At 73.0% G+C, this 25,677-nt stretch carries 22 protein-coding genes and 2 pseudogenes; 4 read left to right on the top strand and 20 right to left on the bottom strand.

Features of this window, described 5'->3' with window-relative positions; translation table 11 throughout:
* Positions 1 to 32: 32 nt before the first annotated feature.
* On the top strand, positions 33 to 236 hold the full coding sequence (locus tag SM754_RS03700) for an HVO_0649 family zinc finger protein (protein ID WP_323674860.1): 204 nt from the start codon (positions 33 to 35) through the stop codon (positions 234 to 236).
* A 25-nt stretch (positions 237 to 261) separates the two neighbouring features.
* Here SM754_RS03700 and SM754_RS03695 read toward each other — a convergent pair whose 3' ends face one another.
* From SM754_RS03695 to SM754_RS03685, 3 genes are all read right to left on the bottom strand, one after another.
* Entirely contained in the window at positions 262 to 456 is a 195-nt protein-coding gene (locus tag SM754_RS03695) for a hypothetical protein (protein ID WP_323674859.1), read from the bottom strand.
* A gap of 149 nt (positions 457 to 605) precedes the next feature.
* Positions 606 to 1,460 carry an S-methyl-5'-thioadenosine phosphorylase gene (gene mtnP, locus SM754_RS03690; protein ID WP_323674858.1) on the bottom strand — a complete coding sequence of 285 codons (855 nt, stop codon included), beginning with the start codon at positions 1,458 to 1,460 and terminating at the stop codon, positions 606 to 608.
* 57 nt (positions 1,461 to 1,517) lie between these two features.
* Positions 1,518 to 1,928, bottom strand: a complete 411-nt coding sequence (locus SM754_RS03685; RefSeq protein ID WP_323674857.1) for a hypothetical protein — start codon at positions 1,926 to 1,928, stop codon at positions 1,518 to 1,520.
* Between the two features lie 129 nt (positions 1,929 to 2,057).
* On the opposite strand from SM754_RS03685, the gene SM754_RS03680 reads away from it, so the two are divergent.
* On the top strand, positions 2,058 to 3,578 hold the full coding sequence (locus tag SM754_RS03680) for an MATE family efflux transporter (RefSeq protein ID WP_323674856.1): 1,521 nt from the start codon (positions 2,058 to 2,060) through the stop codon (positions 3,576 to 3,578).
* Position 3,579: 1 nt separating this feature from the next.
* On the opposite strand, the gene SM754_RS03675 is transcribed toward SM754_RS03680, so the two are convergent.
* From SM754_RS03675 to SM754_RS03665, 3 genes are all read right to left on the bottom strand, one after another.
* Positions 3,580 to 5,058, bottom strand: a complete 1,479-nt coding sequence (locus SM754_RS03675; RefSeq protein WP_323674855.1) for a sensor histidine kinase — start codon at positions 5,056 to 5,058, stop codon at positions 3,580 to 3,582.
* A 43-nt stretch (positions 5,059 to 5,101) separates the two neighbouring features.
* Positions 5,102 to 5,797: a phosphoribosyltransferase gene (locus SM754_RS03670; RefSeq protein WP_323674854.1), complete on the bottom strand. Its 696-nt coding sequence runs from the start codon at positions 5,795 to 5,797 to the stop codon at positions 5,102 to 5,104.
* 332 nt (positions 5,798 to 6,129) lie between these two features.
* Entirely contained in the window at positions 6,130 to 6,669 is a 540-nt protein-coding gene (locus tag SM754_RS03665) for a DUF7109 family protein (protein WP_323674853.1), read from the bottom strand.
* A 126-nt stretch (positions 6,670 to 6,795) separates the two neighbouring features.
* Between SM754_RS03665 and SM754_RS03660 the strand changes: the two genes are divergently transcribed.
* Entirely contained in the window at positions 6,796 to 7,410 is a 615-nt protein-coding gene (locus tag SM754_RS03660) for a hypothetical protein (RefSeq protein ID WP_323674852.1), read from the top strand.
* Between the two features lie 9 nt (positions 7,411 to 7,419).
* Here SM754_RS03660 and SM754_RS03655 read toward each other — a convergent pair whose 3' ends face one another.
* From SM754_RS03655 to SM754_RS03645, 3 genes are all read right to left on the bottom strand, one after another.
* On the bottom strand, positions 7,420 to 8,517 hold the full coding sequence (locus SM754_RS03655) for a glycosyltransferase family protein (protein WP_323674851.1): 1,098 nt from the start codon (positions 8,515 to 8,517) through the stop codon (positions 7,420 to 7,422).
* Between the two features lie 133 nt (positions 8,518 to 8,650).
* A complete protein-coding gene (locus tag SM754_RS03650) occupies positions 8,651 to 10,729 on the bottom strand; it encodes a PAS domain-containing sensor histidine kinase (protein ID WP_323674850.1) in 2,079 nt (692 codons plus the stop codon).
* A gap of 305 nt (positions 10,730 to 11,034) precedes the next feature.
* Positions 11,035 to 12,204: an MFS transporter gene (locus tag SM754_RS03645; RefSeq protein ID WP_501993751.1), complete on the bottom strand. Its 1,170-nt coding sequence runs from the start codon at positions 12,202 to 12,204 to the stop codon at positions 11,035 to 11,037.
* 176 nt (positions 12,205 to 12,380) lie between these two features.
* Here SM754_RS03645 and SM754_RS03640 point away from each other — a divergent pair, with 176 nt between their 5' ends.
* A complete protein-coding gene (locus tag SM754_RS03640) occupies positions 12,381 to 12,548 on the top strand; it encodes an HVO_0758 family zinc finger protein (RefSeq protein WP_227131882.1) in 168 nt (55 codons plus the stop codon).
* A gap of 42 nt (positions 12,549 to 12,590) precedes the next feature.
* On the opposite strand, the gene SM754_RS03635 is transcribed toward SM754_RS03640, so the two are convergent.
* The 11 genes and pseudogenes from SM754_RS03635 to SM754_RS20475 form a co-directional block, all read right to left on the bottom strand.
* The gene (locus SM754_RS03635; protein ID WP_323674848.1) at positions 12,591 to 13,685 is read right to left on the bottom strand and encodes an aldo/keto reductase; all 1,095 of its coding nucleotides are present in this window, start codon (positions 13,683 to 13,685) and stop codon (positions 12,591 to 12,593) included.
* 57 nt (positions 13,686 to 13,742) lie between these two features.
* On the bottom strand, positions 13,743 to 14,888 hold the full coding sequence (locus SM754_RS03630) for a DHH family phosphoesterase (protein WP_323674847.1): 1,146 nt from the start codon (positions 14,886 to 14,888) through the stop codon (positions 13,743 to 13,745).
* Positions 14,889 to 14,999: 111 nt separating this feature from the next.
* Positions 15,000 to 15,893: an NAD-dependent epimerase/dehydratase family protein gene (locus SM754_RS03625; protein ID WP_323674846.1), complete on the bottom strand. Its 894-nt coding sequence runs from the start codon at positions 15,891 to 15,893 to the stop codon at positions 15,000 to 15,002.
* 94 nt (positions 15,894 to 15,987) lie between these two features.
* A complete protein-coding gene (locus tag SM754_RS20480; protein ID WP_501993750.1) occupies positions 15,988 to 16,419 on the bottom strand; it encodes a DUF5791 family protein in 432 nt (143 codons plus the stop codon).
* Positions 16,420 to 16,608: 189 nt separating this feature from the next.
* Positions 16,609 to 19,647 (bottom strand): annotated as a pseudogene (locus tag SM754_RS03620) (DUF7286 family protein); the annotation flags it as partial.
* On the bottom strand, positions 19,644 to 20,549 hold the full coding sequence (locus tag SM754_RS03615) for a DUF7284 family protein (protein ID WP_323674844.1): 906 nt from the start codon (positions 20,547 to 20,549) through the stop codon (positions 19,644 to 19,646). The gene SM754_RS03615 and the pseudogene SM754_RS03620, both read right to left, overlap by 4 nt.
* Entirely contained in the window at positions 20,546 to 20,974 is a 429-nt protein-coding gene (locus tag SM754_RS03610; RefSeq protein WP_323674843.1) for a DUF7285 family protein, read from the bottom strand. Before SM754_RS03610 ends, SM754_RS03615 begins: the two co-directional genes overlap by 4 nt.
* Positions 20,952 to 21,428, bottom strand: a complete 477-nt coding sequence (locus tag SM754_RS03605) for a DUF7283 family protein (protein ID WP_323674842.1) — start codon at positions 21,426 to 21,428, stop codon at positions 20,952 to 20,954. Before SM754_RS03605 ends, SM754_RS03610 begins: the two co-directional genes overlap by 23 nt.
* Positions 21,429 to 21,530: 102 nt before the next feature.
* The gene (locus SM754_RS03600) at positions 21,531 to 23,330 is read right to left on the bottom strand and encodes a type II secretion system protein (protein ID WP_323674841.1); all 1,800 of its coding nucleotides are present in this window, start codon (positions 23,328 to 23,330) and stop codon (positions 21,531 to 21,533) included.
* Entirely contained in the window at positions 23,306 to 25,153 is a 1,848-nt protein-coding gene (locus SM754_RS03595; RefSeq protein WP_501993733.1) for an ATPase, T2SS/T4P/T4SS family, read from the bottom strand. The genes SM754_RS03600 and SM754_RS03595 overlap by 25 nt, the downstream gene beginning before the upstream one ends.
* Positions 25,154 to 25,287: 134 nt before the next feature.
* Positions 25,288 to 25,671 (bottom strand): annotated as a pseudogene (locus SM754_RS20475) (DUF7311 family protein); the annotation flags it as partial.
* Between the last annotated feature and the right edge of the window lie 6 nt (positions 25,672 to 25,677).

Below are 25,677 nucleotides of genomic sequence, written 5' to 3'. Positions count from 1 at the left end.
ACTTATGCCGTTGGGCGACGAAGTTCACGCTCATGTCCCGAAGTGCAGGCGGGTCGTCGCTCATCGACCGTCTCAACGACCGATACGAGGGGACGGACCTCACCTGCCCCGAGTGCGGGTACCACGACGAGGACGGGAGTTGGCGCGCGTCGACGAACGGCCGTCGCATCGACTACCGGCACCTCTGCCCGAGCTGCGGGAACAACCGCATCCGCACCGTCACGCTCGGCGAGTGACGGTCTCCGGCGGTCGTGTTCGCCCTCAGCAGGTCTCGCAGTCGCGACTGCGCTGGACGTGGAAGAGGCTGACGAACAGCGCGACGCTGGCGACGCCGAGGGACGGGCGGAGTGGGTCGAAGCGCGTCATGAGCGCGGACGAGCTGAACAGCGCGAGCAGGACGGCGCTACAGATTGGGCAGCCGAGCGCGTGGACGCCGGCGAGGGCTCCCGCCAGCATACCCGTCGCCGACCGGGTCGTCGACGCGCGACCGCTCGTAGACGAACGCGCCGACGGCGACCGCGACCCCACGGACCGCGACAGCGCGGTCGAGCGAGGACGGGAGAGGAATCGGGGACGGGCCGGGCAGCGACGACATGGCGGTTCGCCTAGAGGTAGTCGCCGGCGAGTAACTCGACGCGCTCGCGCGTCGCCTCGGGGATCGCTTCCGTCGGCGTGTTGACGGTGCCTTCGAGCGCGCTCCAGGCGTCGCTATCGAAGTCCTCGGGCATCGTCCGCACCGCCTCCTCGACGACGGCGTTGATGGACTCCTGGTTCGCGGCGGCGTTGTCCAGGACCTCCTGGAGGGTGACCTCGTTGTCGGCCTTCCAGACGTCGTAGTCGGTGACGCCCGTGACGGTCGCGTACGCGAGCTCGGCCTCGCGAGCGAGCTTCGCCTCGGGGATGGCGGTCATGCCGACGACGTCCCAGCCCTGCTGGCGGTAGAACTCGCTCTCGGCGCGCGTGGAGTACTGCGGGCCTTCGATGCAGACGTACGTCCCGTCCTCCTCGACGTCCGCGTCGTGGTCGGCGGACTCGGCGGCGTCGGCGAGGTGGGACTTGAGCGCGGGGTCGTACGGGTCCGCGAACCCCATGTGGACGACCATGCCGTCGCCGAAGAACGTGTGCTCGCGCTGGCTCGTCCGGTCGAATATCTGGTCGGGGACGAGGAGCGTGCGCGGCGGCAGGTCCTCGCGGAGGCTCCCGACGGCGTTCGTCGAGATGACGCGGTCGACGCCAGCGTCCTTGAGCGCGTAGATGTTCGCCTTGTACGGCGCGTTCGTCGGCGTGTGCTGGTGGTCCGGGCCGTGCCGCGGCAGGAACACGACGTCCTTCCCGTGGAGGGTGCCGACGGTGAGGTCGTCGCTCGGTTCCCCGAACGGCGTGGTCACGCTTCGCTTCTCGACGTCCTCCAGCGGGAGGGCCTCGTAGATGCCGCTCCCACCGATGATGCCGATTGACATACCAGCGCGTTCCCCGCCCGCGGAGTTAACCCCTGCGAGTCGCCCTCGCGGCGCGGTTCAGTCGTCGCGCCGGCCGCGTCGCCCGGGGTCGACCGCGGCACGGAGGGCACGACGCGGGTTCGTACGGTCGACGAGGACGGCGAGCGCGTAGGCGGTGCCCGCCGCGCCGACGGTCCACGCGGTCGACGGGTCGCCGAGCGCGCCACCAGCGGCGGCTTGGACGACGAAGAACGACGCGACGGCGACGAGCGAGAGTGTGCCCGTGGTCTCGAGGGCGACGCCGCGGTCGACCGCCACGGCGGCCAGGCCGACGGTCACGCCGCCGGCGAGCCACGGGTACCCGACGTCGAGTGCGGCGACGACGAACGCGAACGGGAGGAGTCCGACCGAGAGGACGACCCAGTGCGCGACGAACCGCACGCCGGCACCGAGCAACTGCCGACCTCCCGCCGGAGGTTCGGGGGACACGACGGGTCGGACGGCGGGCTCCGAGAAAAATCCCGGCGATGGGCGGGAGAGTAGGACGCGGTCGGGAACAGCGAGCCGCGCTAGCACGGGCTACGAGCCTTCATACGCCCCCGTGATGTTTCGGTTCGTATGACCGAGAATCGGGAGTTGACCAAGGGCGACCTCCTCGGACCGATGGTGGCGTTGGCGTGGCCGATGATCGTCATTCAGCTGCTGCAGGTCACGTACAACGTCGCGGACACGTTCTGGCTCGGTGCGCTCTCCGCGGACGCCGTCGGTGCGCTCAGCCTCGCGTTCCCCGTCATCTTCCTCATGATCTCCGTCGGCGGCGGGTTCACCGCCGCGGGCGCCATCCTCGTCGCCCAGCACACCGGCGCCGGCGGCGACGACGCCGCCGGCAAGGTCGCGGGGCAGACGCTCACGTTCGTCATGGCCGTCAGCGTCGTCCTCGCCGTCCTCGGGTTCCTCGTCACCGATACGATGCTCGGGGCGTTCCCCGCCGACCCCGAGACGAAGGCGCGCGTCATCCCGCTCGCCGCGGACTACATGCGCCTGTTCTTCCTCGGGAGCCCCGCCCTATTCGGGTTCTTCGTGTTCGTGAGCCTCCTCCGCGGGTACGGGAACACGCGAACGCCGATGCGCATCATGTTCGTCTCCGTCGTCGTGAACGTCGCCATCGACCCGCTGCTCATCTTCGGCTTCCAGCCGCTCGGAATCCCCGCGATGGGCATCGAGGGCGCCGCGGTCGCGACCGTCCTCAGTCGCGCCATCGCCGCCGTCCTCGGGTTCTACGTCCTGTTCGGGACGACCGTCGGCCCGACCATCGAACGCGCGCACCTCGTCCCCGACCTGGACGTCATCGCCGACATCGTCCGCGTCGGCGTGCCGTCGGCGCTCGAACAGTCGATGTCGTCGCTCGCGATGGTGACCTTGACCGCGATGATCGCGACGTTCCCGCCGGCGGTCGTCGCCGCGTACGGCCTCGGGAACCGCCTCATCTCGCTCGTGTTCCTCCCCGCGATGGGTCTCGGGCAGGCGACGAACACCGTCGTCGGCCAGAACCTCGGCGCCGACGAACCCGAACGCGCCGCGCGAGCGACGTGGCTCGCCGCGAAGCTCGTCGCGGTCGTCAGGCTCGTCGTCACCGTCGTCGCGCTCGCGTTCGCCGAACCAATCGTCGCCGTGTTCCTCCGCACCGACTCCGCGACCGCGACCGAGACGGTCAGACTCGGCGCGGAGTACCTGCGCGTGATGGCGATCGCGTTCTCGTTCGTCGGCGCGTTCCAGGTGTTCCTCGGCGCGTTCAGGGGCGCGGGCGACACGAAGACGGCGCTCGCGTTCAGCGCGGTCGCACTCTGGGCGGTACGCGTCCCGGTGACGTTCGCGCTCGCCATCGCCGGCGACTTCGGCGCCACCGGCATCTGGATAGCGGTCGCCCTCGGCGACGTCGTCGGCTGTCTCGCCGCGATGGCGTGGTTCACGCGCGGCACGTGGCAGGACACCGTCGTCGACGACGACGCGACCGCGACGACGGAGAGCGGCCGCGGGGACGACCCGACCGCGACGATGGAGAACAGCCGGGGGGACGACGCGCTGCCGTCGCCCGACACCGACGGCGTCGGCTCCGAGGCCGTCCCGGTCGACGACTGACTCAGGCGTCCACCGAGCGGCCGTCTACGTCGCCGTCTCCACCATCGTCGTCCGCCGCGAGCGGCAGTGCGAGCTCGACGACGGTCCCCCGCGGGTCGTTGTCTCGCACGTCCACCGACCCGCCGTAGGACTCGACGACGTCCTTGACGAGATAGAGCCCGAACCCGGTTCCCGCGGTCATCCCCGCGGTCTCCCCGCGCTCGAACACCCGGTCCTTCCGGTCGTCCGCGATCCCCGGACCGTCGTCGGCGAACGTCACGATCACGGCGTCCCCGTCGACGGTCGCAGCCACCTCGACGCGCGGCCGGTCCCCGTCGTGGTGCTCGATGGCGTTCGTCAACGGGTTCTCGAGCACCGGCCCGAAGAGCTCGTCAGCGAGGACGGCGACGTCGGGAACCGGCTCGAGGACGACCTCCGCGTCCGGATACCCCGCGCGGACCGCCTCGACCTGCTCGCGGAGCGTCGGCTCGAGCGGAACCGGCGACGGCTCCGGGCCGTCGTCCGCGATGGTGTCCGTGTACTGCCGCATCGTCTGGATGAACGACGCCATCCCGTCGACGCGGTCCACGACCGTCGACACGTGCTCGCGGTCCTGCGGCCTCGGCTCCAGCAGCGACAGCCGCGAGGAGACGACGTTCACGTCGTTCAGGAGGTTATGCCGGACCGTCCGGTTCACGAACTCCAGGCGCTCGCGTTGCTTGTACATCGCCGCCTCCCGGTCGAGTCGCGCGAGTGCCCCCGCGAGATGCACGGCGAGCAACCGCATCGTCTCCCGCTCGTGGCCCGGGACCGCGTCGTCGTACACCGCGACGTGCCCGCGGTCGTCGACGGCCGCCCGCACCGTCGGTGTCGCGTCCGCGTCCACGCCCGCCGGCGCCACGACGACGTCACCGTCGACGACGACCTCGACCGCGCGCTCGCCCAGCAGCGCGTCGATAGCGTCCGAGACGACCTCGAACGCGCGCTCGCGGTCCTGCGCCGCCTCGAGGTCGCTCGTGTGCCCGAGCAGCGTCTCGAGGTGCTCGTTCAGTCGCGCGGAACGCGACAGCTCGACCGCGTTCCGCTGCGCTCGCGCGCTGTACACGCCCAGTCCGAACGACGTCGTCGCACCGATCAGGACCGCGTCCATCGCGATGACGTACGGCTTCAACGACCCCATCACGGTGTCCTGGACGACGACGACGAACGCGACGAGCGAGAGCACCACGGCCGTCCCCGCGAGCGTCCGCACCGCGACCGTCCGCGAGTGCCGCGGCGCCCAGTCCACGCGCGTCAACCACACGCCACCCGCGACGAGGACGCCCGCGAGCACGACGAACGTCAGGTTCTCGAGGAGCGTCGTCGTCGGATGCCACGAGAGCGCGGTGACGTCGTCCCAGATGTCGTACGCCGGCACGCCGAGCAGCACGAGGCCGATCGCGGACACCGACAGCCCCGGCCACAGCCGGCGCGAATCCTCACTCCCAGCGGTCCGAGCCATGCCATCGAATCTCTCCGGTAGTCACTAAAACGGTGCCCAGAACTCACTCCACGAGCCGCCACTGCCCGGGGCCGGCGTCCGCGACGACGTCACGACGCTCCATCTCCGTCAACACCTCGCCGAGCCGGTTCGGCTGCGCGATCTCCATCTCGATACGCTCCACGTCGTGGTACTCCGAGAGATAGTGCCGGATGTCCGCCTTCGAGAACGACGAGTCGTCCGCGCGCTCCATCACGCCCGAGATGACGTCGATCATGTCCTCGATGAAGTTCCACGGGTACACGATCCACGCCCACTCCTCCAGGTTCTCGCCGACGTAATCCGGCTCGAACTCGCTCGTATCCAGCAACTGGAGGGTCGCAGTGCGGACCTCGCCCGCGTCGCGCTCCATCACGTACTCCTCCGCCCGCCGAATCGACCCGCCCGTGTCCGCGATGTCGTCGATGATGAGGACGTCCTTGCCCGCCACCGACCCCTCCGGCATCGGATACCGGACCTGGGGCTCGTCGCTCTTCTGGGCAGTCCCGACGTAATGCTCCATCTTCAGGCTCGTCAGGTCGTCCAGCCCGAGGAAATCACAGATACACCGACCCGCGAACCACCCGCCGCGAGCGAGCGCGACAACGACGTCCGGCTCGAACGCGTCCCGCTTCACGTCGTTCGACACGTCACGGCACAGCGAGTAGATGTACTCCCAGTTCGTGATGGTGCACTTGAAATCCTCCGGCAGGTCGCTCATACCCGCGAATCGGCCGCGTCGCCACTTAACGGTTTACTCACAGCGATAATTCACGTCCACGACAGCACGACGAGAATCCAGGGTCGAAACGTCCGTTTAGCGGCGGCCGGACGCTCGTCTGAGCAGTCCAGAATCGGTCGAACGCCGGAACGCGGAAACGGCCGCCTGGCGGCGGCCGTATGCTCGTGCGGCCAGTTCACGCTCGTGCGGGCAGTCCAACAGGAAACGGCGTCCTGCCGGACGCCGTATGCTCGTGCGGCCAGTTCACGCTCGTGCGGGCAGTCCAACAGGAAACGGCGTCCTGCCGGACGCCGTATGCTCGTGCGGCCAGTTCACTCCAGGTTCGCGAGTGCGCCATCGGCGAGGCCGCGGGTGTCGGGGAGGTCGACGTCGGCCCACGCTTCGACGTCGTACGTGACGTCGACGACCTCGTGGAGGCGCTCGGCGTCGCTGCGCGCGGCAGCGTGCTCGACGGCGGCGCGGAGCTGCTGGCGGACTCGCCTCGCGAGCGCCGCACGGTCGACGTCGCGCGCGTCGACGTCGAGGATGTGCGGGAGGTCCTCACCGTGCGCGGGCTCCTCCGGCCACGCGCGCGGCCCGGCGACGTACGCCGCCTCCGCGTCACCGAGGCCGTCGACGACGCCGGGGACGGCGTCGGGTTCGACGCGGACGACGTGGAACGACTCCGCGGCGGCGTTCACGCGGTCCGCGATACCGTCCTCGGTCACCTCGCGGCCGTCGCGGAACGCCGCCTCGCGGACCGCGCGCACGAACTCCGACTCGGCGAGCGCGCCGAACAGCTCGAGGACGCCCGCGAGCTCGTCCGCCGACAACACCGCCTCGCCCCCCGCCGCAGCGTCGGATTCGGTCACGTCAATACCGGTACGGGCGCGACACCAAAACCGTTCGGGCGACGGCGAGAGGACGCGTCGACGACGCGAACGAGGTCGACCGGCTGCGGGACAAGACACTTCTCGGCGCCGGTCGTCGGGCCGGCCATGCCCGCCCGTCGCCGCGTCCTCGCCGCGCTCGCCGCCACCACGACGACCGTCGTCGCCGGTTGTCAGTCGCTCGCGTCGCGCGACACGACTCGGGAGTCGACCGCGCGAGAAGCGACCGCGTTCACCGAGGGCGTCGTCGACCCAGCGACGTCCTGCGGGGAACGCACCGAGCCGGTCGACCCGTACTGGACCGCGGCCGGACCCGGTCCGCGAGACGGCTTCCGGCTCACCGCGAGCACCGACCGGGTCGCGCTCGGCGACGAGGTGACGTTCACGTTGACGAACGTCAGCGGCGAGGACCAGACGACCGGCGTCAGCAAGAAGCTCGACGTCCAGCGTGCCACCGAGGCCGACTGGCACAGCATCTTCGGGATTGCACCGGACCGTGGCGGTATCATCGACAAGGTGGTCTCCCACGAACCCGGGAGCGGTTTCGAGTGGCCAGTCACCGTCTCGGAACGAGGACTCACCGATGCCTTCGAGTACGACCCGACGTACCGCGTCTGTGGGCCCCTGGAGCCGGGTCGGTATCGGTTCGTCTACTGGGGCACGAATCGAGGCGCGGGGCACGCGGTCGGCTTCGAGGTCGTCGACGGGAACGGGGGCGGCTGACCCCGCGATTCAGGTCCGGACGCGCTCGATGGCGCGGTGGCTCGCGTCGAGGACGGTCTCCGGGTGGAGGTCGACGTCGCGCCACGCCGGGAGGCGGTCGTCGCGGTCGGGAGCTTTGACTGCGGGAGCGTACGCCTCGACCTGCTCGCGTTCGTCGTGCGCGTCGTACGCGAAGTCGTTGAACGCGGCGTCGGCGGCGTACTGGTCGACGAGCGCGTCCGCGGTGTCGCGGTAGGCCTCCCGGAGCGCGTCGTAGTCGACGGGGACGTCGTGGTCGGCGAGCGCGTTGAACAGCGCGCGCCCGACCTGCTCGCTCATGTCGCTCAGTCCCGTAGGCCCGGAGACGGCGCGATGGTCGTGCTCGTGGCGGCCGAGGTCCACCTGCGCGGACCGCTCGAAGCCGGCGTGCGCGTACGCGTCGGCGAGCGTCCCGACCTCCAGGCCGAACTCCCGTTGGGCGCGCACCTCGCGCGCGAGGTCGGCGGTCAAAGCGAACTCGCCGGCGAGGGCGTACCGGAACGCGTCGAGGTAGTCGACGAACGCGTGGTCGGTCGCGTCGTCCAGCGCCCGGACGAGCGGCCGGACGAACAACCGGAACAGCCGGCCGTAGAGCTGGTCGTTCTCCACGCGAGCGTAGTACCCCTTCGAGAACGCGTACTCGCCGGCGAGGGGCGCGAGCAGTTTCGGGACGTGACGCTCGTTGTAGGTCTTCGCGTCCGCGTCGTGACAGACGACGAAGTCGGCGACGTCGGCGGCGTGCCCGAGCGCCAGCCAGACGTCCCGGCCCTTCCCCGCGACGCCACGGAGCCCGTGGTCGTCGAGGACGGCGTCGACCGCGTCGCTGTTACACCACAGCAGGTCGGCGTCGAGGTCGAACGACGCGAGCCAGTCCGCGAAGTCCGCGACGTGCTCGGGCGACGCGGACAACGGCACCACGACCTTCCCGGGGTCGACCGCTTCGAGCGCCGACAGCGTGCGCTCGGGCGCCAGCCCCGCGTACTCGCGTTCGGTCATCGGCACCACGACCGCCGCACGCTCCGTCGGCGCCACCGGGTCCGCGTCGCCGTAGTCGTGGAGCGTCGTCACGCGCTCCTGCACGTACTCCATTGTCGAATCCTGCGGTTCGGAGTCGTATAATCTGCGTGGTGACGGAAGCGACGACGCCGACAGCGTGCGCGCGAACCGACGGAGTTTCCGCGGTGTGCGTTCGCGGCGAGAAGGAGCCACCCGGACGATGCGGTCAGTCGTCCGTGGGCGTCTCGAACTCGAATCGCGCGCCGCCGCCCGCGCTCTCCGCGAGCGACACCGACCACCCGTGGGCGTGCGCGATGTCGCTGACGATGGACAACCCGAACCCCGTGCCGTCCGCGCTCGACGTGACGCCGTGCTCGAAGAGGTCGCCTTCGAGGTCGGGGTCGACGCCGACGCCGTCGTCCGCGACGTAGAACCCGTTCCGGTCCTGGAGGACTCCGACGGTTATCGTTATCTCGCCGTCGTCGCCGGTCGCACTGTCTCCGGAGTCGGCCGTCTCGCCGCAGGACGAGTCGGGGTCGGGCGCTCCGTTCCCGTTCGCGTCACCAGACTGCGTCTGGTTGCTCGTGGAACCGTGTTCCACTGCGTCGCCGGGCTGCGGCCGGGTGCTCGTCGTGCCGTGCTCGACCGCGTTCTCAGGCTCTGCCTGGGTGCAGGGAGAGCCGTGCTCGACCGCGTTCTCAGGCTCTGCCTGGGTGCAGGGAGAGCCGTGCTCGACCGCGTTCCGGAACAGGTTCTCGAACAGTTGCGTCAGGCGACTCTTGTCGCCCGCCACGACCGGCACGGCGTCCTCGACGGACAGCGACGCGTTCGCCGTGTCGACGTACTCCCAGGCTTCGACCGCGGCCCGTCCCAGCCTGACGGGTTCGGGGTCCTCGAGGGACGGGTGGGCGCGAGCGAGCGTCAGCACGTCGTCGATGAGTTCGGCCATCCGGTCGTGCGCGTCCGCGACGTCACCGAGGTACGCGAGGTCGCCGGTCTCGATGGCTTGCTCGGTGAACATGGTGGCGACCGAGAGCGGGTTCCGGAGGTCGTGTGCGACGACGCTCGCGAAGTCGTCGAGTCGCTCGTTTTGCCGGCGAAGTTCCGTCGCTCGGCGCTCGCGAACCATCGCCGCCTTCACTGCGGACCCGAGGATCCGGAACAGGTCCCGGTCCGTCTCGGAGAACTCCCGGGCCTCCGTGGACGCCGCCGTCAGGACGCCGACGCCCTCCAAGGGCACGATGAGCTCGCTCCGGAACGCCGTTCCGGGGTTGTACACGTCGTCGACGTCGGCGAGGGCCTCGTACACGCCGACGGTGTCTGATTCGAACGCTTGCCACGCGAGACTCGGTTCCTCCGCGGTGAACCGCGGCTGGTCGCCGCCGATGGCTGCTCGTGCCGCGTCGGTCTGCGCGACGGGTTCGAGTGCGCCCGTGCGTTCGTCGTACCGCCAGATCGCAGTCAGGTGCAGGTCGAGGACGTCCGACGCCGCGTCCAGCGCGAAGTCAGCGATATCCTGGATGGAGTCGGCCTCCGTGAGGTCGGCGGCGACGCGTTGGAGCGCTCGCAGCGCCTCCTGGGACCGACGGCGTTCGGTGACGTCCAGATGGATGCCGACGGCACGCAGCGGCTCGCCGTCGTCGCCGCGCTCGAACACCTTCCCGACGGTACGAATCCACTTCCAGTCGCCGTCGGCCGCCCGAATCCGGTGCTCGTCCTCGTAATGGGCGGTCTCGCCCGCGAGGTGCGCTTCCATCACTTCGGTCGTCGCCTTCAGGTCGTCGGGGTGAACGCGGCCCGACCACTCCTCGAGGCCCGTCCCGATCTCCGCGGGGTCGTATCCGAGCACCGTCGCCCAGTTGTCGTTGTACTGGACCTCGTTCGTCCGGACGTTCCAGTCCCACACGCCGAGGTTCGCGCCCTCGATGGCGAGGTTCAGGCGCTCGGTGACGTCGAGCAACGTCGCTTCGCGTTCCCGGCGCTCGGTGACGTCGCGCGAGAAGATCGTCAGCCCGTGCTCGTCGGGGAACGCGCGTCCCTCGACCCAGTAGTCGACGGGGTCGTCGAGGTACTCCTCGAACGTGACCGCGTCCCCGGACTCCATCGCCTCGCGGTACGTCGCTTCGAGTTCGGTGCCGACGATGGCGGGGAACGCCTCCCAGAGGACGGTCCCGACGACCGCTTCGCGGCGGCGGTCGACGCGGGCCGCCATCGTCTCGTTCATGTACTCGATCCGCCAGTCCGTGTCGACGGCGTACACGGCGTCGCTCGCGCGGTCGAGGAGTCGTTCGAACCGGTCCGTCATTCTGCCCGCACCTCCCACTCCTGGGCCCCCCTCACGCAGGTCGCGATGCGGCCCGCGGGCCACTCGGCGTCGTCAACGTCGTCCCGGAACGGGGGGTGGCCGCTGACCCCTGCACGCGTCGCGTCGCGCGTTCTCGCGCCCCGGTCCTCGCCGTCGACGGGGATCACTGGGGCGTCGTGGGCGTCCGCGTCGACGGGCGCTCCCCGAGTCACGGACGGGCCGCGACCGCCCGTAGCCGACGCATCGTTCCTACGAGTCACGGAACGCCTGTTGAAGACACTACCGTTTAGTTCTCTCGGGTGGCGTCAGTCGACTGCGCGCGCTTTCGTCGGCAGTCGGCCGAGCGCGTGGAGGGCGACGAGGACGACGACGAGCGCGGCGACGAGCGCGGCGTACCCCTGGAACGCCTGCGTGAAGGAGACGCCGAGGTCGTTCATCGTGCCGAGGGCGACGCTGCCCGCGGACTGCACGAGCATCATCGTCCCCGAGTAGAGCGCGTACGCGCTCCCACGGTGCTCGTCCGGAAGTGCGTCGAGGAGGTAGATGTCCATCGCGGGGAACAGCGAGTGGATGACGTACCCGATGGCGAGCGAGAGAGCGACGATGGCGTACAGTCCGGTGGCGACGGTGAGCGCGCCGAGCAGTGCGGCGAACGCCCCCAGTATCGTGAGGATGACGGGGACGTGCTTGACGCGGTCCATGAGTTGCCCGGTGAGCCAGAACGCGGGGACGCCAGCGGCGAAGATGCCCGTGAGGAGGACGCGGCCGGTGGGGCGAGCGATGTCCTTGACCGAGTCCAGGTACTGCACGTAGAAGTTGAAGACGCCGTTCCAGACGAACCCCGTGAATCCGAGGAAGACGACGCCGGCGACGACGAGCGGCCACTGGGCGCGCGCGCCGGCGATGAGGTCGCGGTCCTCCGCGCCGGCGTCGGGGAGGTCCGCGCGCCGGGAGACGGCGTAGAAGACGGCGGTGGTGGTGGCGGCGAGGACGGCGATGCCGGCGAACACGAGCCGCCAGCGCGCGAACGACACGACGATCCACGTCGCGGCGAGGACGACGCCGACGAACAGCGGTGCGGCGACGGCCGCGACCTGGCTGGCGGTGCCGTGGATGCCGAGCGCTCGTCCGACGCGGTCGGGGAACAGCTCGGAGACGAGCGGGTTCGCGGAGATGAAGTACGCGCCGCTGGCGACGCCCATGAGGAGCGAGCCGACGTACACGGAGTTCAGGGACCACGCGAACGTGGTGAACGTCGCGGCGGCCGTGAGCACCACGCCGGTGCCGAGGATGACGCGATGCCGCGGGACGCGCGTGAGCAGCCAGCCGGTCGGGATGCGCGGGAGCGCGCTCCCGAGCCACACGAGCGTCGCGATGAGCCCGAGCTTCCCCTGGGACGTGACGTCGAACGCGAGGGCGAGCGAGTCGAGCATCGGCGCGAACGCGACGCGCGGGAAGTTCACGAGGAACACCATCGCGCACATCGCAGCGAACAGTTTCGTCCGTCCCTGTGTCACGGACCGTCCTTCGAAGGTCGCCCGCTTACGTATTTCGAACCGAAACTGACGCTCCGGTCCGGTATCGAGGAACTCCCGTCAGTGCGTGGAGGGGTCACCGCAGGGTTTTATTACGTGCGTTCGTAGGACGGGGCATGAAATCGGTCAGGAAGGCGCTCCGCGACGGCTCGCTGTTCAAGGACACCTACGAGCGACTGAACTGCGCCGAGTGCGAGAAGAAGCTCGGGACGAAGAACGACCCGGACGAGATCGGGACGGTACGCGTCTGCGAGGAGTGCGGCGGCGAGTGGAAGGAACTGTAGACGGTTCGGTCACTCGAACGTCGCGTCGAACGCCTCGGTCGCTCATTCGAACGTCGCGTCGAACGCCTCTGCGCCGAGCGGGTCGAACGTGCCGGCGGCGACGTTGTCGGCGACGTGCGCTTTCGAGGACGCGCCGACGAGCGCGCTGGTGACGCCGGGGGCGGAGCGCGCGAAGTTGATCGCTCGCTGCGCGGGCGTGTCGCCGTCGAGTTTCGAGTCGACGACGTCCGGGATGGCGTCGTCGGTCGCGAGGTCCCCTTGCTTGAGCGACGCGGACGTGAAGACGTCGAGGCCGGCGGTGTTCGCGAGTTCGAGGACGCTGACGTCGCCGTCGGCGCTCGACTGGCTCTTCTCGGTGAACGCGCCCGCCATGTGGACGTTGAACGGGAGTTGGATGGCGCGGAACGACGTGGCGGCGTTCCCGGCGCGGTCGGCCGCGGTGCGGGCGCGCGAGACGACCTCGGCGAGCGAGAGGTACTTCGGGTGGTCTCGCGGGACGCGGAAGCACTCCCAGGTCGCGACGCCGTAGTGCCGGAGGTCGCCGGTCGCGGCGCGTTCCTCCATCGCGACGAACGCGTCCTCGATGGCGTCGTACACGGTGTCCCGGTCGTGTTCCGCGAGCTGGACCTCGGGGTTGTGGAGGTAGTAGAGGTCGAGGCGGTCGAGGTCGAGCGATTCGAGCGACCGGTCGAGCTGGTCGTGGACGAACGCGGGCGTCATCGCGTGCTGGCCGGCGACGAGGTCCTCGCGGTCGAGCGGGCCGTTCTCGACGAAGCGCTCGCGGACGTACCGCCCGGGGTCGTCCGGGCGCTCGCCGTCGAACGGCACGAACCCGCACTTCGACGCAACGAGGAGCGCCTCGCGGTCGACGTCCGCGTCGGCGATGGCGCGGCCGACGACGCGCTCGCTGCGCTGCGCGCGGTAGTTCCGTGCGGTGTCGAGGACGCTGATACCGCTCTCGACGGCCTCGACGACCGCGTCGCGGTACGCGTCGTCGACCGCGTCCGTCGGCTCGCCGAGGTACGTGCCGAGGCCGATACTGGAGACGACGCCGTCCCCGAACCGCCGGAAGTACGTCCGCCCGAACGCGTCGGTGTGACGGTCCCGGTAGTCCCACGTCGCCGTCTGCGTGACCATGCTCGCGCTAGCAGCGGCGACGCTAAAAGGCCGCCGGGTCGACGTCGACGAGCGCGGTCAGTAGTCGCCGGCCATCGCGGTGAACAGTCGCTCGGAGAACTCCTCGCGGGTGACGCCGTCGCTCGGGCCGAGCCCGTTCATGTGGTCGAGACTCAGTTGCCCGCCGCCCATGCGGGCGTGCCCGCCGGCCTCCGCCATCGGGATGCCGTCGACGGCGGCCTGGAGCGCCTCGCCCATGTGGACGCGGTCGTCGCGCGAGCGCCCGGAGACGTGCACGGTGCCGTCGTAGTCGCCGAAGACGACGACGGCGGTGACGCCCTCGCGGTGCGTGAGTTCGTCCGCGGCCTGCGGGATGGCGTCGACGTTCGGGACGCCGCCGAGGTCGCAGACCGCGTACGACCCGTCGACGTCGTGTTCGAGGATGGCCTTCGCCTTCGTCTCCAGGACCTCGATGGGGACCTGCGGGTTCGCGATGCGGTCGAGCAGGTCCTCGTTGATTGCGGGGTAGAGGTACGCGCTCGCCTCGAACTCGTGCTCGCTACAGCCCTTCGTGAGGTGGTTCGTGTCGGACTGGATGCCGTACACGAGCCCGGTCGCGAGCTGCGGGGAGACGGAGAGGCCGTCGTCCGCGCCGACGGTCGCGTCCAGTTCCTGGAGGTACTCGACGAACAGCGACGCGCACGCGCCGACGTCAGCGCGAACGTCCGTGATGCGGCCGGTGCCGTCGCCGGGGTGGTGGTCGACGACGGCGAGCGGGTCGACGCCGTCGGCGCCCTGGAAGCCACGCGCTTCGTTGTGGTCGACGAGGACGACGTCGTCGCGGAGGTCGCCGCGGGTCTCGATGCAGTCGAGTTCGAGGTCGAGGACGGTCCGGAACGCGCGGTTCTCCTGGTGGCGTATCGACCCGGGGTACTGGAGGACGGGCGTCGCGCCGGCGTCGCGAGCGAGCGTCGCGGCGGCCATCGCGGACGCCATCGCGTCGGGGTCCGGGTTCGGATGCATGAGGATGGAGAGGTCGTCGACGCCGTCGAGCGCCCGCCTGAGGCGGCGGGCTGGATGCTGACGGCGCTTCCACCACCACGCGAGCGCGCCGAGGGCGGCGAGTGCGACGACGACGGCCGCGGCGAGGGCGACGACTCGCTGCTCGCCGCCGACGAGTTGCAGCGGCACGCGTGCCGGCGGCGCGTGGACCCGCAGTGCCATGCCCGACCACATAGGGCCGGAGGCAAAGAAGGTTCCCCCATCGGGCGAATCCGTCGTCGACGACGTAGACGTGACGTTCGAACGACACCTATTCCGACGTCGACGGGCGCTTCAGGCGTCGTCGCGGTAGTCCGCGACGGCGGCGTCGTACCCCTCGCGGTACGTCGGGTACCGGAACTCGTACCCGAGGTCGCGGAGGCGCGTGTTGTCGACGCGCTTCTCGGCACGGATGCGGCGTTCCGCGGCGGCGGAGAGGTCGCCGTCGGCGAGGCGCTCGGTCGTGGTCCGCTTCGCGGGCGAGGGTTCGCCGCAGGCGTCGGCGAGGTAGTCCGCGAACGCCCACTTCGAGACGGGTTCGTCGTCGACGACGTGGACGACGTCGCCGCGGGCACGGTCGGTCTCGAGGAGGAACCGGACGGCGCCGGCGGCGTCGTCGCGATGCACCATGTTCAGGTAGCCTTCCGTGACGGGGCCGTCGACGTACCGTTCGAGCCGGTAGCGCTCCGGGCCGTAGAGGCCAGCGAACCGCGCGACGGTGCCGTCGATGCCGTAGAGGCGGTCGGCGGCGAGCGCGATGGCCTCGGCGCTCGCGAGCACCCTGGTCTTCGCGGTCGTCGGGTCGATGGGCGTCGACTCGTCCACCCAGTCGCCGCCGTGGTCGCCGAACACGCCCGTACTGGACGTGTAGACGAGGCGACGCGGCGGGTCCTCGCGCGTCGCGTACTCGCCGAGCGCGCTCTGGAGGCCGTCGACGTACACGTCGCGCGCTGCGTCGGCCCCACGCCCTCCCGACGACGCGGCGAACACGAGCGCGTCCGCGTCCGGGAGCGCCGCCAGCGACTCCGCGTCGGTGACGTCCGCCCGGACGCCGTCGAAGCCCGCGCCTTCGATGGCGTCGAGACCCGAGTCGCTCCGTCGGACGCCGACGACGTCGTGTCCGCGGTCGACGAGCTGACGGCCGAGTTCGATACCGACGTACCCACAGCCGAGGACGACCACTCGCATACGCGACGGTCGGGCGAGCACGAACTTGAACCCTCGCGTCTCGCGGCGCCTGGCGTCGCCGTCAGGGCCTCTCGTGACAGCCGAGCGCGACGCGTCAGCGCTGGCGGCTCGCGATGACGTGCTGGACGTGGACGTACTCGTCGAAGGTCATGGGTGCGCGGCGCTCGATCTTCTGCTGGACCTCCTTCGCGTCGAGGTCGATGGCGAGGTCGCTCTCGACGGCGTCGACGTCCATCACGCCCGTGGTCATCCCGAGGAGGAGGTGGTCGCACGCGATCTCGACGACGGTGTCGGGGTCGGCGACGCCGTCGCGCACGGAGAGCACCGCGGCGGCGTCCTGCAGTGAGAGGTCCGCTGGGAGCTCGGCGGCGGCGATGGCTTCGACGGCGTCGCGGTCGAGGTCGGTGGCGTCGACGACGGCGTCGACGCCGTGCTCGTCGACGACGGCGGCGAGGTCCTGTGCGTACTCCGCGCGGAGGTCGTCGACGGAGAGCCCGTCGACGTCGTGACGTTGGTCGTGGAACATGGACGGTCGTTGCCACCGCGGGTACAAATCTCCATCACACTCGCCGCGACCGCAGCGGACGGCCGTCGACGCGTTCGCGGTCGCGTTGCTGGTGGTGGACGCGGTCGCAGTCGCGTTGGCCGAGGGATCGGTGCTCGCGTCGCTCGCGCCGGGTCGCGTGTCGGGAACGGGACTCGGCCAGCCGGGGGAGTCCTCGAACGCGACGAGGTTGCGGTCGCCGAGGCCGCCGCGGCCGGGCGGGACGACGACCGCGACGGGGACGGTGGCGCGGGCGGTGACGCGGTCGGCGTACCCGAGTCGGTCGTCGACGCCGTCGCCGTCGACGTCCACGGCGACGGCCGCGCCGTCGCGGACGTACGTCGTCTCCCCGGTACCACCGGCGGGGCCGTCGCGGGCGCGGACGGCGAACGTCGGATAGGTCGCGTTCGCGTCGACGACCCAGACGTTCGCGGTCGCGTACCAGTACCCGGGGACGGGCGCGAGCGGGAGGCCGAGGAACGACGCGTTCGTCGCGTTCCGCGCACCGCCGACGAACTCGTTCGTGGCGTTCTCGGCGACGCCACCGGCGCGTTCGTCGAGGTACGAGCGGAGACCCGCAACGACGTCGTCGGCGGGTCGGACGGTGCTGCTGGCGCGCGCCCGCCGGAGCGCCGTCGCGACGTGCGTCCGCGTCGCGTCCCGGAACTGCGCGTCGACCGGGCCGGTGCTGGACGCGTCGGCTGCGCGCTCGACGACCGCGGCGACCACGGCGTCGGTGGCGCTCCCGTTCACGATGGCGCGACCGCGAGCGGTCGTCGACGGGTACGTCGCGAACGCGTCCGCGACCGCGGCGCTGGCGACGTCCCGTTCGAGCGGGGTGCGTTCGGCGAGCGTCGACGCGACGCGGCGTCGCGTGGTGGCGACGGACGCGGCGACCGCGTCCCGCACCTGGTTCTCGCGCTCGGCGAGCGCGTCGGTTCGGTCGCGCTCGGGGACGTCGCGGGCGCGGTCGAGTTGCCGGACGGCGGCGCGGAACGTCGTGCCGCCGGCGTCGGGGGCGACCGCGTCGACGACGCGCGACGCGGCGTCGCCGGACGGGACGGTGAAGACGTTCACGTTCCGCGCCGCGAGCGGATGGACGGCGCTGGCGCGCGCGACCGACGGGACGCGCTCGGCGTCGACGCCGTCCACGACCAGGTACGACGGTGACCCCATCACGGCGAGGTCGACGTCGCCGACGAGGTGGTTGGCAGTCGCGGGCGCCGGGTCGTCGTCGGTGTCGTCGATGGCGCGCTGGACGGCGGCGACGCCACCGACGCCGCGGTCGGTCACGTCCGCGAGCGTCCGGTCGACGGCGCGGCGGGCCCGGGAGAGGACGCGTTCGTCGGCTCGCACCCTGGCTTCGAGGTGGCGTTCGACGCGAGCGAGGTACGCGCGTTCGGCGGCGACGGTGGCGAGCGCCGCGACGGAGTCGTACTCGGTTCGCGCAGGGGCGAGGTCGCTGCGGCGGTCACGGACGGCGTCCAGAAGTTCCGCGGTCGCCGGCTCGCCGGTGAGCGCGCTCTCGCGCTCGACGGTGACGGAGAGGTTCCGGACGTCCTCGCGGAGCGTCGCGACGGCGTCGTAGACGACCGCTCGCGTCCGGTTCGTCGTCCGGCCGCGTGCCGGAATCGTCCGGCCGTGGAACTCGCCGACGGCTGCGCGGGCGGCGACGCGGTCGACGCCGCCGTGGACGGCGAGCGCTCGGTCGGCGTCGCGCGCCACGTCCGCGAGGTTCGGGTCGACCGCGGACCGCTCGCGGAACGCCGACGGGACGACGCCGGTGACCTCGCGGTTGTCGACGCGGTCGCTCGCGTTCGGGCGATGGCTGGCGTGGACGGCGACGCCGACGCGAACCCGTCCCCGCGTGGTGTCGGTCGTCACGGTCGTCTCGTTCCCGCGCGTCCACCTCGTCCGCGCCGTCCGCGTGACGGTCGCCGACCGGGTCGCCGCGAGGACGCGCGTCTCGTCGGCACGCGGCGACGGGACGGGCCCGGGGCCGTCCGCGACCGCGACGTCGCGGTCCGCGGTCGTCGACGCGGCGGTCCAGTTCCTCCCGGGCGAGGGCGGGTTCGGCGGCGGTGCGCGCTCGACGGGGCGTGCGGTGACCGCCGGCCGGAGCGCGGCGTCGTAGCTCGCGCCGACCACGGCGTCGAGACTCGGGCCGTCGTCGCCGGCGAGGAACGCCGCGAACGCGTCGTCCGCGGTCGCGTCCACGGAGACCGAGAGCGCGCTATCCGGCCCCACGCCCGAGTCGGGTATCGCCGGGACGTCGGGCGTGGTGTGCGCGAAGGTACCGCCGGGGTGGTCCCCGAGGACGGCGGTGAGGTAGCGGTCGGCGTTCGCGCCGGGGCGCTTCCACCGCTGGGTGAGGTCGCGGACGCCGACGCGGGCGATGGCGCGCCGGTACGCGCGGACGCCGGCCGCGTCCGCCGTCCCGAACGTCCCGCGTTGGGTGGCGAGCGCCGCGCCGTTCGCGGCGAGCGCGACGTGCCGGGTCGCGAGGACGTTCCCGACCGGACCGCCGGCGTACTGCGCGCTCCCGCGGAGCCACGCGAGCCCGTAGAGTCGTGCGGCGAACTGCCGGCCGAACCCGGGGCCGTCGACCGCGCCCCTGGAGAGCCGGTCGTCGTACGTCTCGACGCGGTCGTGGAGCGCGAGCGCGGGCGACGCGAGCGTCACGGCGAACGACCGGTTCTCGCGGCGGACGACGCGGCCGTCGACGCGGACGACGAGCGAGACGTTCCGGACGGCGACCGCGACGGTCGCGTTCCCGCGCCCGGAGAGGGACACGCGCTGGATTCCCGTCCGGAGGTCTGTCGGGTCGTCGACGTCCGGGAGCGAGAGCGTCGCCGTGGCGTCGCCGACGCGGACGGTCGTCGCGGCGAGCGCGCGCTCGACGCGGACGTAGCTCCGGACGCGGAGCGCGTCGCGGTACGGGCGGCTCTCGTTCAGCACGCGCCCGTACGGCGTGTCCGCCGGCGAGACCACGGGGTTCGCGGCGCCGCGGGCGAGCGCCGTCGAGACCGCGGTCCGGACAGCGGTTCGCGCACTCGCCGTCGCTCGCTCGGCCGCGACCGCGGCGTCGGGCCGCGTCGGTTCCGGCGTCGGTCGGGAGACGGTCGCGGCGACGCCCGCGGCGGCGACGAGCAGGAACGCACCGACGAGCGCGAACGGGACGCGAGCGCGGTCGTCGTCGGCGAGCCTCACGGCGACCACGTCCTGACGGTGAGGACGACGACGCGCGGCCTGGCCGCGTCGGCGGCGTCCGCGGGCGTCTCGTAGCTCGCGCGAGCGACGGCGACGTACCGGTCGGCGAGGGCGCGCGAGAGGAGCGCGTTCGCCCGCTGGACGCGACCGCCGGCGAGCGCCCCCGCCGGCGCCACGTCCAGTGCCCGGCCGAGGCCGCGGTACCGCGAGACGACCGTTCGTCGCATCGCGGGGTCGCGGAGCGTCCAGCGCGCCGGCGAGGGCGCCAGGACCGTCGCGAGCGTCGCGTCCGCGATCGTGCGCGCCAGCCCACGGACGCCGTCGTCGTTCGCCGCGCGCCGACGCTCGGTCGGGTTCGGGCCGGTTCCGACGGGCACGCGGACGCGAGCGACCGAGACGTCCACGTCCCGCGGCACCGCCGGTCCGACCGTCGCCTCGCCCGCGGCGTCGCTCCCCGGGAGCGGCGCGTACGACGCCGTGACGTTCACGGACGCGTCGACGCTCGCGAGCGCGCGCTCGGTCCGGGTCCCGATTGTCCGCTCGAACGCGCCCGCTGGTGTGGTCCGCTCGCTGCCGTCGGTTCGGAGGTCGCCAGCGTCGGCCCCAGGGTCGCTGGCGTCGACGTGGAAGCCGGCGAGTGCAGCGCGTGCGAGCAGCGCCGCGAGCGTCCCGTGGGCGCGAGCACCGCCAGGGGCGTCGACCGTTACGGTCGTCGTGGAGAGGAGCGCCGCCGCCCGGTCCGCGGTCCGCGGGTCGTGGCCGTCCGGCGGTGGCGTCGCGGCCGCGAGGACGCCGACGGCGGCGGAGAGGAGCAGGAGGCACAGGACGACGTCGAGCGTCGTGCTCGACGCGCGGTCGGCCCGCGAGCGGTCCGCGGGCGGTCCGGACGCGAGCGCGTTCATCGCCACACGACGACGCGGAGACGGCCGGTGACGACGACGCCGGGGGCGACCCGAACCGCGATGGGCCGCGTCGCGCTCGCGGCGTCCGGTGGACTCGCGGGGCCGACCCGCCAGCGGTCGTCGTTGGTCGCGAGCACGAACGCCGCCTCGTAGCCGTCGGGCGCGGTCGACCGGGCGTCCGCGAGGTCGTCCGGGCGGACGACGCCGTCGGTGGCGAGCGCGTCCACGGTCCGCTGGAGCGTCGGCTCCGCGACGCGCGGGTCCGCGGGGTCGGGGAACGCGCCGTAGAGCGAGCTCGCGTACAGCGCCAGCGCCGCACCGACGACGACCGTCGCCGCGAGCGCCGGCAGCGGCCCGGTCTGCCCGCGAGCGTCCGCAGACCTCTGGGTCCGGTCCGCGGGTTCAGGCGAGGACGAGCGTGACACGCACATCACCCCAGTTGACGCGCCGGACGCGCATCGAATCGTCCGCCGGCCGCCAGCCGGCGTCGCGAGCGTCCCGTCGTGCGGCCGCGGCGGCGTCCCCGAGCGCGCTCGGGGAGTCGAACGCCTCGCTGGGCGGGACGCCGCGGGCGACCGCGGCGAGCGCCGACTCGGCCGGCGCCGGCGTCACGGGCCCGAACGCGAACGTCGCGTGTGCAGCACCGGCCGAGGACCGGAGCGACAACGACCGCGCGGTTACCCGCACCGCACTCGCGGCGACGGGATGGGTCGCGGTCCCCGCGTAGTCGCTCGCGGCGAGCGCGTCGACCGTGTTCGCGGCCGCGGACGCGTCCGGCGGCGGGCGCGTCGGCAGGTCGGCCGCGACGCCGACGACGACGAGGCTCGCGGCCGCGAGCCCGAGGAACCAGTACGTCGCTCCGGGAGCTACGTCGAGCATGCCGACCGTGGCCGCGCCATCCGACTTGAAGCCACGGCGGCGTCGACCGCTGCGCCGTGGCGGTCGCGTCAGACGAGTGCGCCGGTGGCGACGGCACCGCCTTCAGACGAGTGCACCAGTCGCGACGACGCCGACGGTGAACGCGGTCGCGGCGGTCGGGAGCGCGGTCGCGAGCTCGCGGCCGACGGCGACGCGGTCCGGGCCGGCTTCGAGGACGACCGCGAGCGCGGCGAGGATGCCGGCGAGCGCGAGGACGTACGCGCCGACGGCGACGCCGAGCGCGCCCGGGTCGACGCCCGTGCTCGGCGCGTCGCCGAGGAGCGCGTCCGGCGACGCCAGGCCGTCCGCGAGCGCGACCGTCGCCCCGCCGACGAGCGGCCCGAAGACCCGGCCCGTGGACCGGAGCGTGCTCGTGACCGCCGCGAGGTCGTCCCGGCACGCGCGCTCGACGGCGGCGAGGTCCTCCAGGTGGTCCGCGACCGCGACGACCGCCTCCCCCGCGGGTGCGCCCTGCGCGGCGGCGAGCGAGAGGAGGTCGACGACGGCGCGAGCGCGCTGACTCGGGACGGTCGCGAGCGCGCCGTGCTCGCCGAGGAACGCCTCGCGCGGCCCGACGCCGAGGCGCTCGCGGACGCCGATCGCCGTCTCGAACACCGCGCCGGTCTCGCCGCCGACCTCGGCGCCCGCGGCGAGTGCGTCCTCCACCGCGTCCCCGTTCGCTACCCGTCTCCCGACCGCGTACGCGGCGTCCACGAGGCCGTCCTCGACGGCGAGCGCGCTCGCGCGGACCGACGCCGCGGCCGCCGTGAGTCGCCCGGCAGCGACCCCGACGCCGACCCCGACGCCGAGGATGCCGGCGAGCCACGGTGGGACGAGCGCGGCGACGCCCGCGAGGACGGGGACGCCGAAGCCACCCGTCGTCGCGAGCGCGAACGCGCCGCCGCCGACGGTCGCACCGGCGAGCGCGCCGGTCGCGAGCGCGGGCCAGCGTCGCGCCGGGACTGCAGGGTGGTCGCGGGCGACGCGCGGCGGCGGGAACGCGACCGGGCGGTTCGCGAGCACCCACGCGGTCGCCCCCAGGAGGACGAGCGGCAGGCAGACGTCGTAGACCGCGACGACGACCGGGAGGGACGCCGGGAGGCCGGCGGCCCCGGCGGCGGGGAGGACGGCGACGAGCGCGAGCGGGAGCAGGACGCCGAACGCGTACAGCGCGTTCACGGGCCCGGAGAGCGCGGTCGTGTACGACCGGAGGCGGTCGCGCGTCCCGTCGAGCACCGCCTGGAACGCGCGGTCGACGCGCCGGCCGCGGTCGCCCTCGGGCGCGTCCGGGGCGCTCGCGAGCAGGTGGCAGGCGCGCCGGAGGCCGGGTGCGTCCTCCGCGTGTGCGTCGGCGAACGCGAGCAGGGCGTCGTCGAGTCGGTCGGTTCGTCGGCAGCGCGCGGCCAGCGCCGCGGCGAGCGCGTCGTCGCTCGCGTCGACCGCGAACGCGACCGCGGGTTCGAGCGCCGGCTCGACGTGCAGTCGGAGTGCGAGCCGGGCGACGAGGTCGGGTGCGCGGCCGAGCGCGCGCCGCCGGTGGAGCGCAGCGAGCACGCCGGGGAGCTCGTGGACGCCGTGCGCGACGCCGACCGCGGCCGCGAGCGCGACCGGGACGACGACCGGCGGCGGGAGTCGGACGAACGACCCCGCGAGGACGACGAGCGCGCCGGCGACCGCGGCCGCCCCGTAGCCCGCGCGAACGACCGTCTCCCCCGCGCTGGGGACGTCGAGCGTCGCGAGCGCACCGCGGAGCTCCGGACTCGCGTCCACGTCGAGGGGCGCGAGCGCCGCGAGCGAAGCGAGGACCCGCGGCACCGCCCCCGAGTCAGCGCCAGCGGTCACGTCGACACCCGCGTCGTCCACGCGCTCGGGTCGTGCGCGCCGGTCTCGGCACGCCGGGCGAGCACGCGCTCGCGACCCGCGAGTGCCTCGCGGACGTCGTCGTACGTCTCCGTCGCGGTCGCGAGCGACGCCACGAGCTCGCTCTCTCCCGACTCGACGCGTCCCGTCGACGCGAGCGCGCCGGCATCGTCAAGCACGAACAGCGGCTCGAACGACGCGTCCGCGCCGTCCCCGACGACCTCTTCGATGCGGGCGACGCGCCGCGCCGCACGGCCGTCGACCGCGACGCGCCGGCACGTCACCACGCAGTCCGTCACCGCGAACGACGACGCCGACACGCCGAGGTCCTCGACGACGCGCTCGCGGATCTCGTGGGCCCCGTCACCGTGGATGGTACCGAGCACCGCGTCGCTGCTCGCGCCGACCCGCATCGCCTCGTAGAGGACGCGCGCCTCCTCCCCGCGGACCTCGCCGACGACGAGCGCGCCCTCGCCGAGGCGGAGCGCGGTCCGGAGCGCCGCCGCGGCGTCGAGCCCGTCGCCGCGCTCGCTCGTCCGGAGCGCCTGGACGTCGCGGTCGTCCGCGCGCAGGTCGTCCACGGGGAGTTCGGGGGTGTCCTCGACGAACACGGCGCGCGTCGTCGGCGCGAACTCGAAGCAGAGCGCGCCGAGGAGCGTCGTCTTCCCGGCGCCGCGAGCGCCCGCGACGAGCGACGCCGCGGCGCGACGGGCGGCGAGCGAGAGCAGTGCCGCGGCGTCGCTCGGGACCGTCCCGTTCGCGACGAGTTCGGGGAGCGTGAACGCGTCCGCGTCCCCGCGCCGGAACGCGAACCCGACGCCGTCGGCGACCGGTTCGCGGACGCCGGCGACGCGGACCGGCGTGTCACCGACCGTCGTCGCCGCGTCCACCGTCGGCGACGCCCGCGAGAACGCCCGTCCGCTCGCCGCACGGACGCCGGACGCGAACGCGCTCGCCCCGTCGACGGTCACCCGCGCGTTCGTCGGGACCGAGTCCGCGTCCCGGAGCCCGACGTGGAGCGCCGGCCCGTCGGCCGCGCTGGGCGCGTAGACGTCCGTCACCGCCGGGTCGGCGAAGGCGTCCTCGAGGACGCCGTGGCCGGTCGTCTGCCGGCGGAGCGCGTCCACGACGACGTCGTCCGGGTCGCCGTCGACGACCGCCGTCGCGGCCCGCCGCGGGGCGCGCTCGGTCGCCCCGACGTCGCCCGCGGCGAGTCGCTCGTACGCGCGCCGGAACGCCTCCCGGCCCGCCGCGTCGAGCGTCGCCCACGGCGGCCGGAGGTGATACCGCGACCGGCCGCGCTCGTCGCGGTACCGGGTCGCCGTCGCTCCGTTCGAGAGCGACCGGCGGTCGACGACCGACCACGCGTCGGGCGCGTCCAGCCGGACGCGAGCGGGCGCGAGCGTCGGGCCCTCGCGGACGACCATCGCGTCGTAGTCGTCGAGCCCGTCGCCGGCGACGAGGAGGCCGGTCTCGGCCGCCCACGAGGAGGCCGGGGGACTCCGAGCGCGCGCCTGCCGCGCCGCCGCGAGCGGGTCGCGGCGCGCGGTCGACGCGAGCGGGTCGTCCCGGCCGGCGACGCGCGCGGCGAACGCGCCGGCGGCGGCGAACAGCGCACAGGCACCGTCGCCGTACCGACGCTCGAACCCGCGCGCTCGGACCGCGACCGACGCTATCGCCCGGTCGCGGCACGCGTCGACGACGGTCGACCGACACCCAGGCGCGGTCGCCAGGTCGCCGTCGTCGCCACAGTCGCTCGCGTCGACGCGGAGCGCGTCCCCCTCGACGCTCGTCGTACAGCCACACTCGCCGCCACGGTCGAACATGCGGGCCCTGGCCGCCCCTCGTCGTTTAGACCCTCGTCCGCGGTCGCCGCGTCGCCATCGACCGCGCCGACGTTCGCCTGCCCGAGCGCGACGACGCGCACGCCGCACGCCGTGGCCGTCACCGCGACGCGGTACGTGCCCGGCGAGTCGAACACGAGCACGCCGGGGGCGCGGTCACCAGCGCCGTCACCGCTGTCGCCACGGGCGTCGCCGCCCGCGCCGACCGTGCGGACCGCGGCCGGGAGTCGTCGACCACCACGACGCCCCGACGCGAGCCGGTAGCGGACCGAACGCGTCGACACGCGGACCGCGGCGACGCGCGCGGCCCCGACGGTCGCCGCGGGGAGCGACAGCGCCACCACGCGACGCGACCCGCGCGGCGCGGCCGCCATCTCCGCGACCGCCGCTCGAAGCCGGTCCGCGTCGGCGTCCACGGCCGAGACGGCGGCGCGCTCGCGAGCCGCCTGCATCCCTGGAGCGGCGACCGCGAGCAGCGTCACCGCGAGCGCGACCGCCACGACCAC

This window comes from Halorubellus amylolyticus, from assembly GCF_034808145.1.
GTDB lineage: Archaea > Halobacteriota > Halobacteria > Halobacteriales > Natrialbaceae > Halorubellus.
This window is presented reverse-complemented; position numbering and strand designations above follow the sequence as displayed.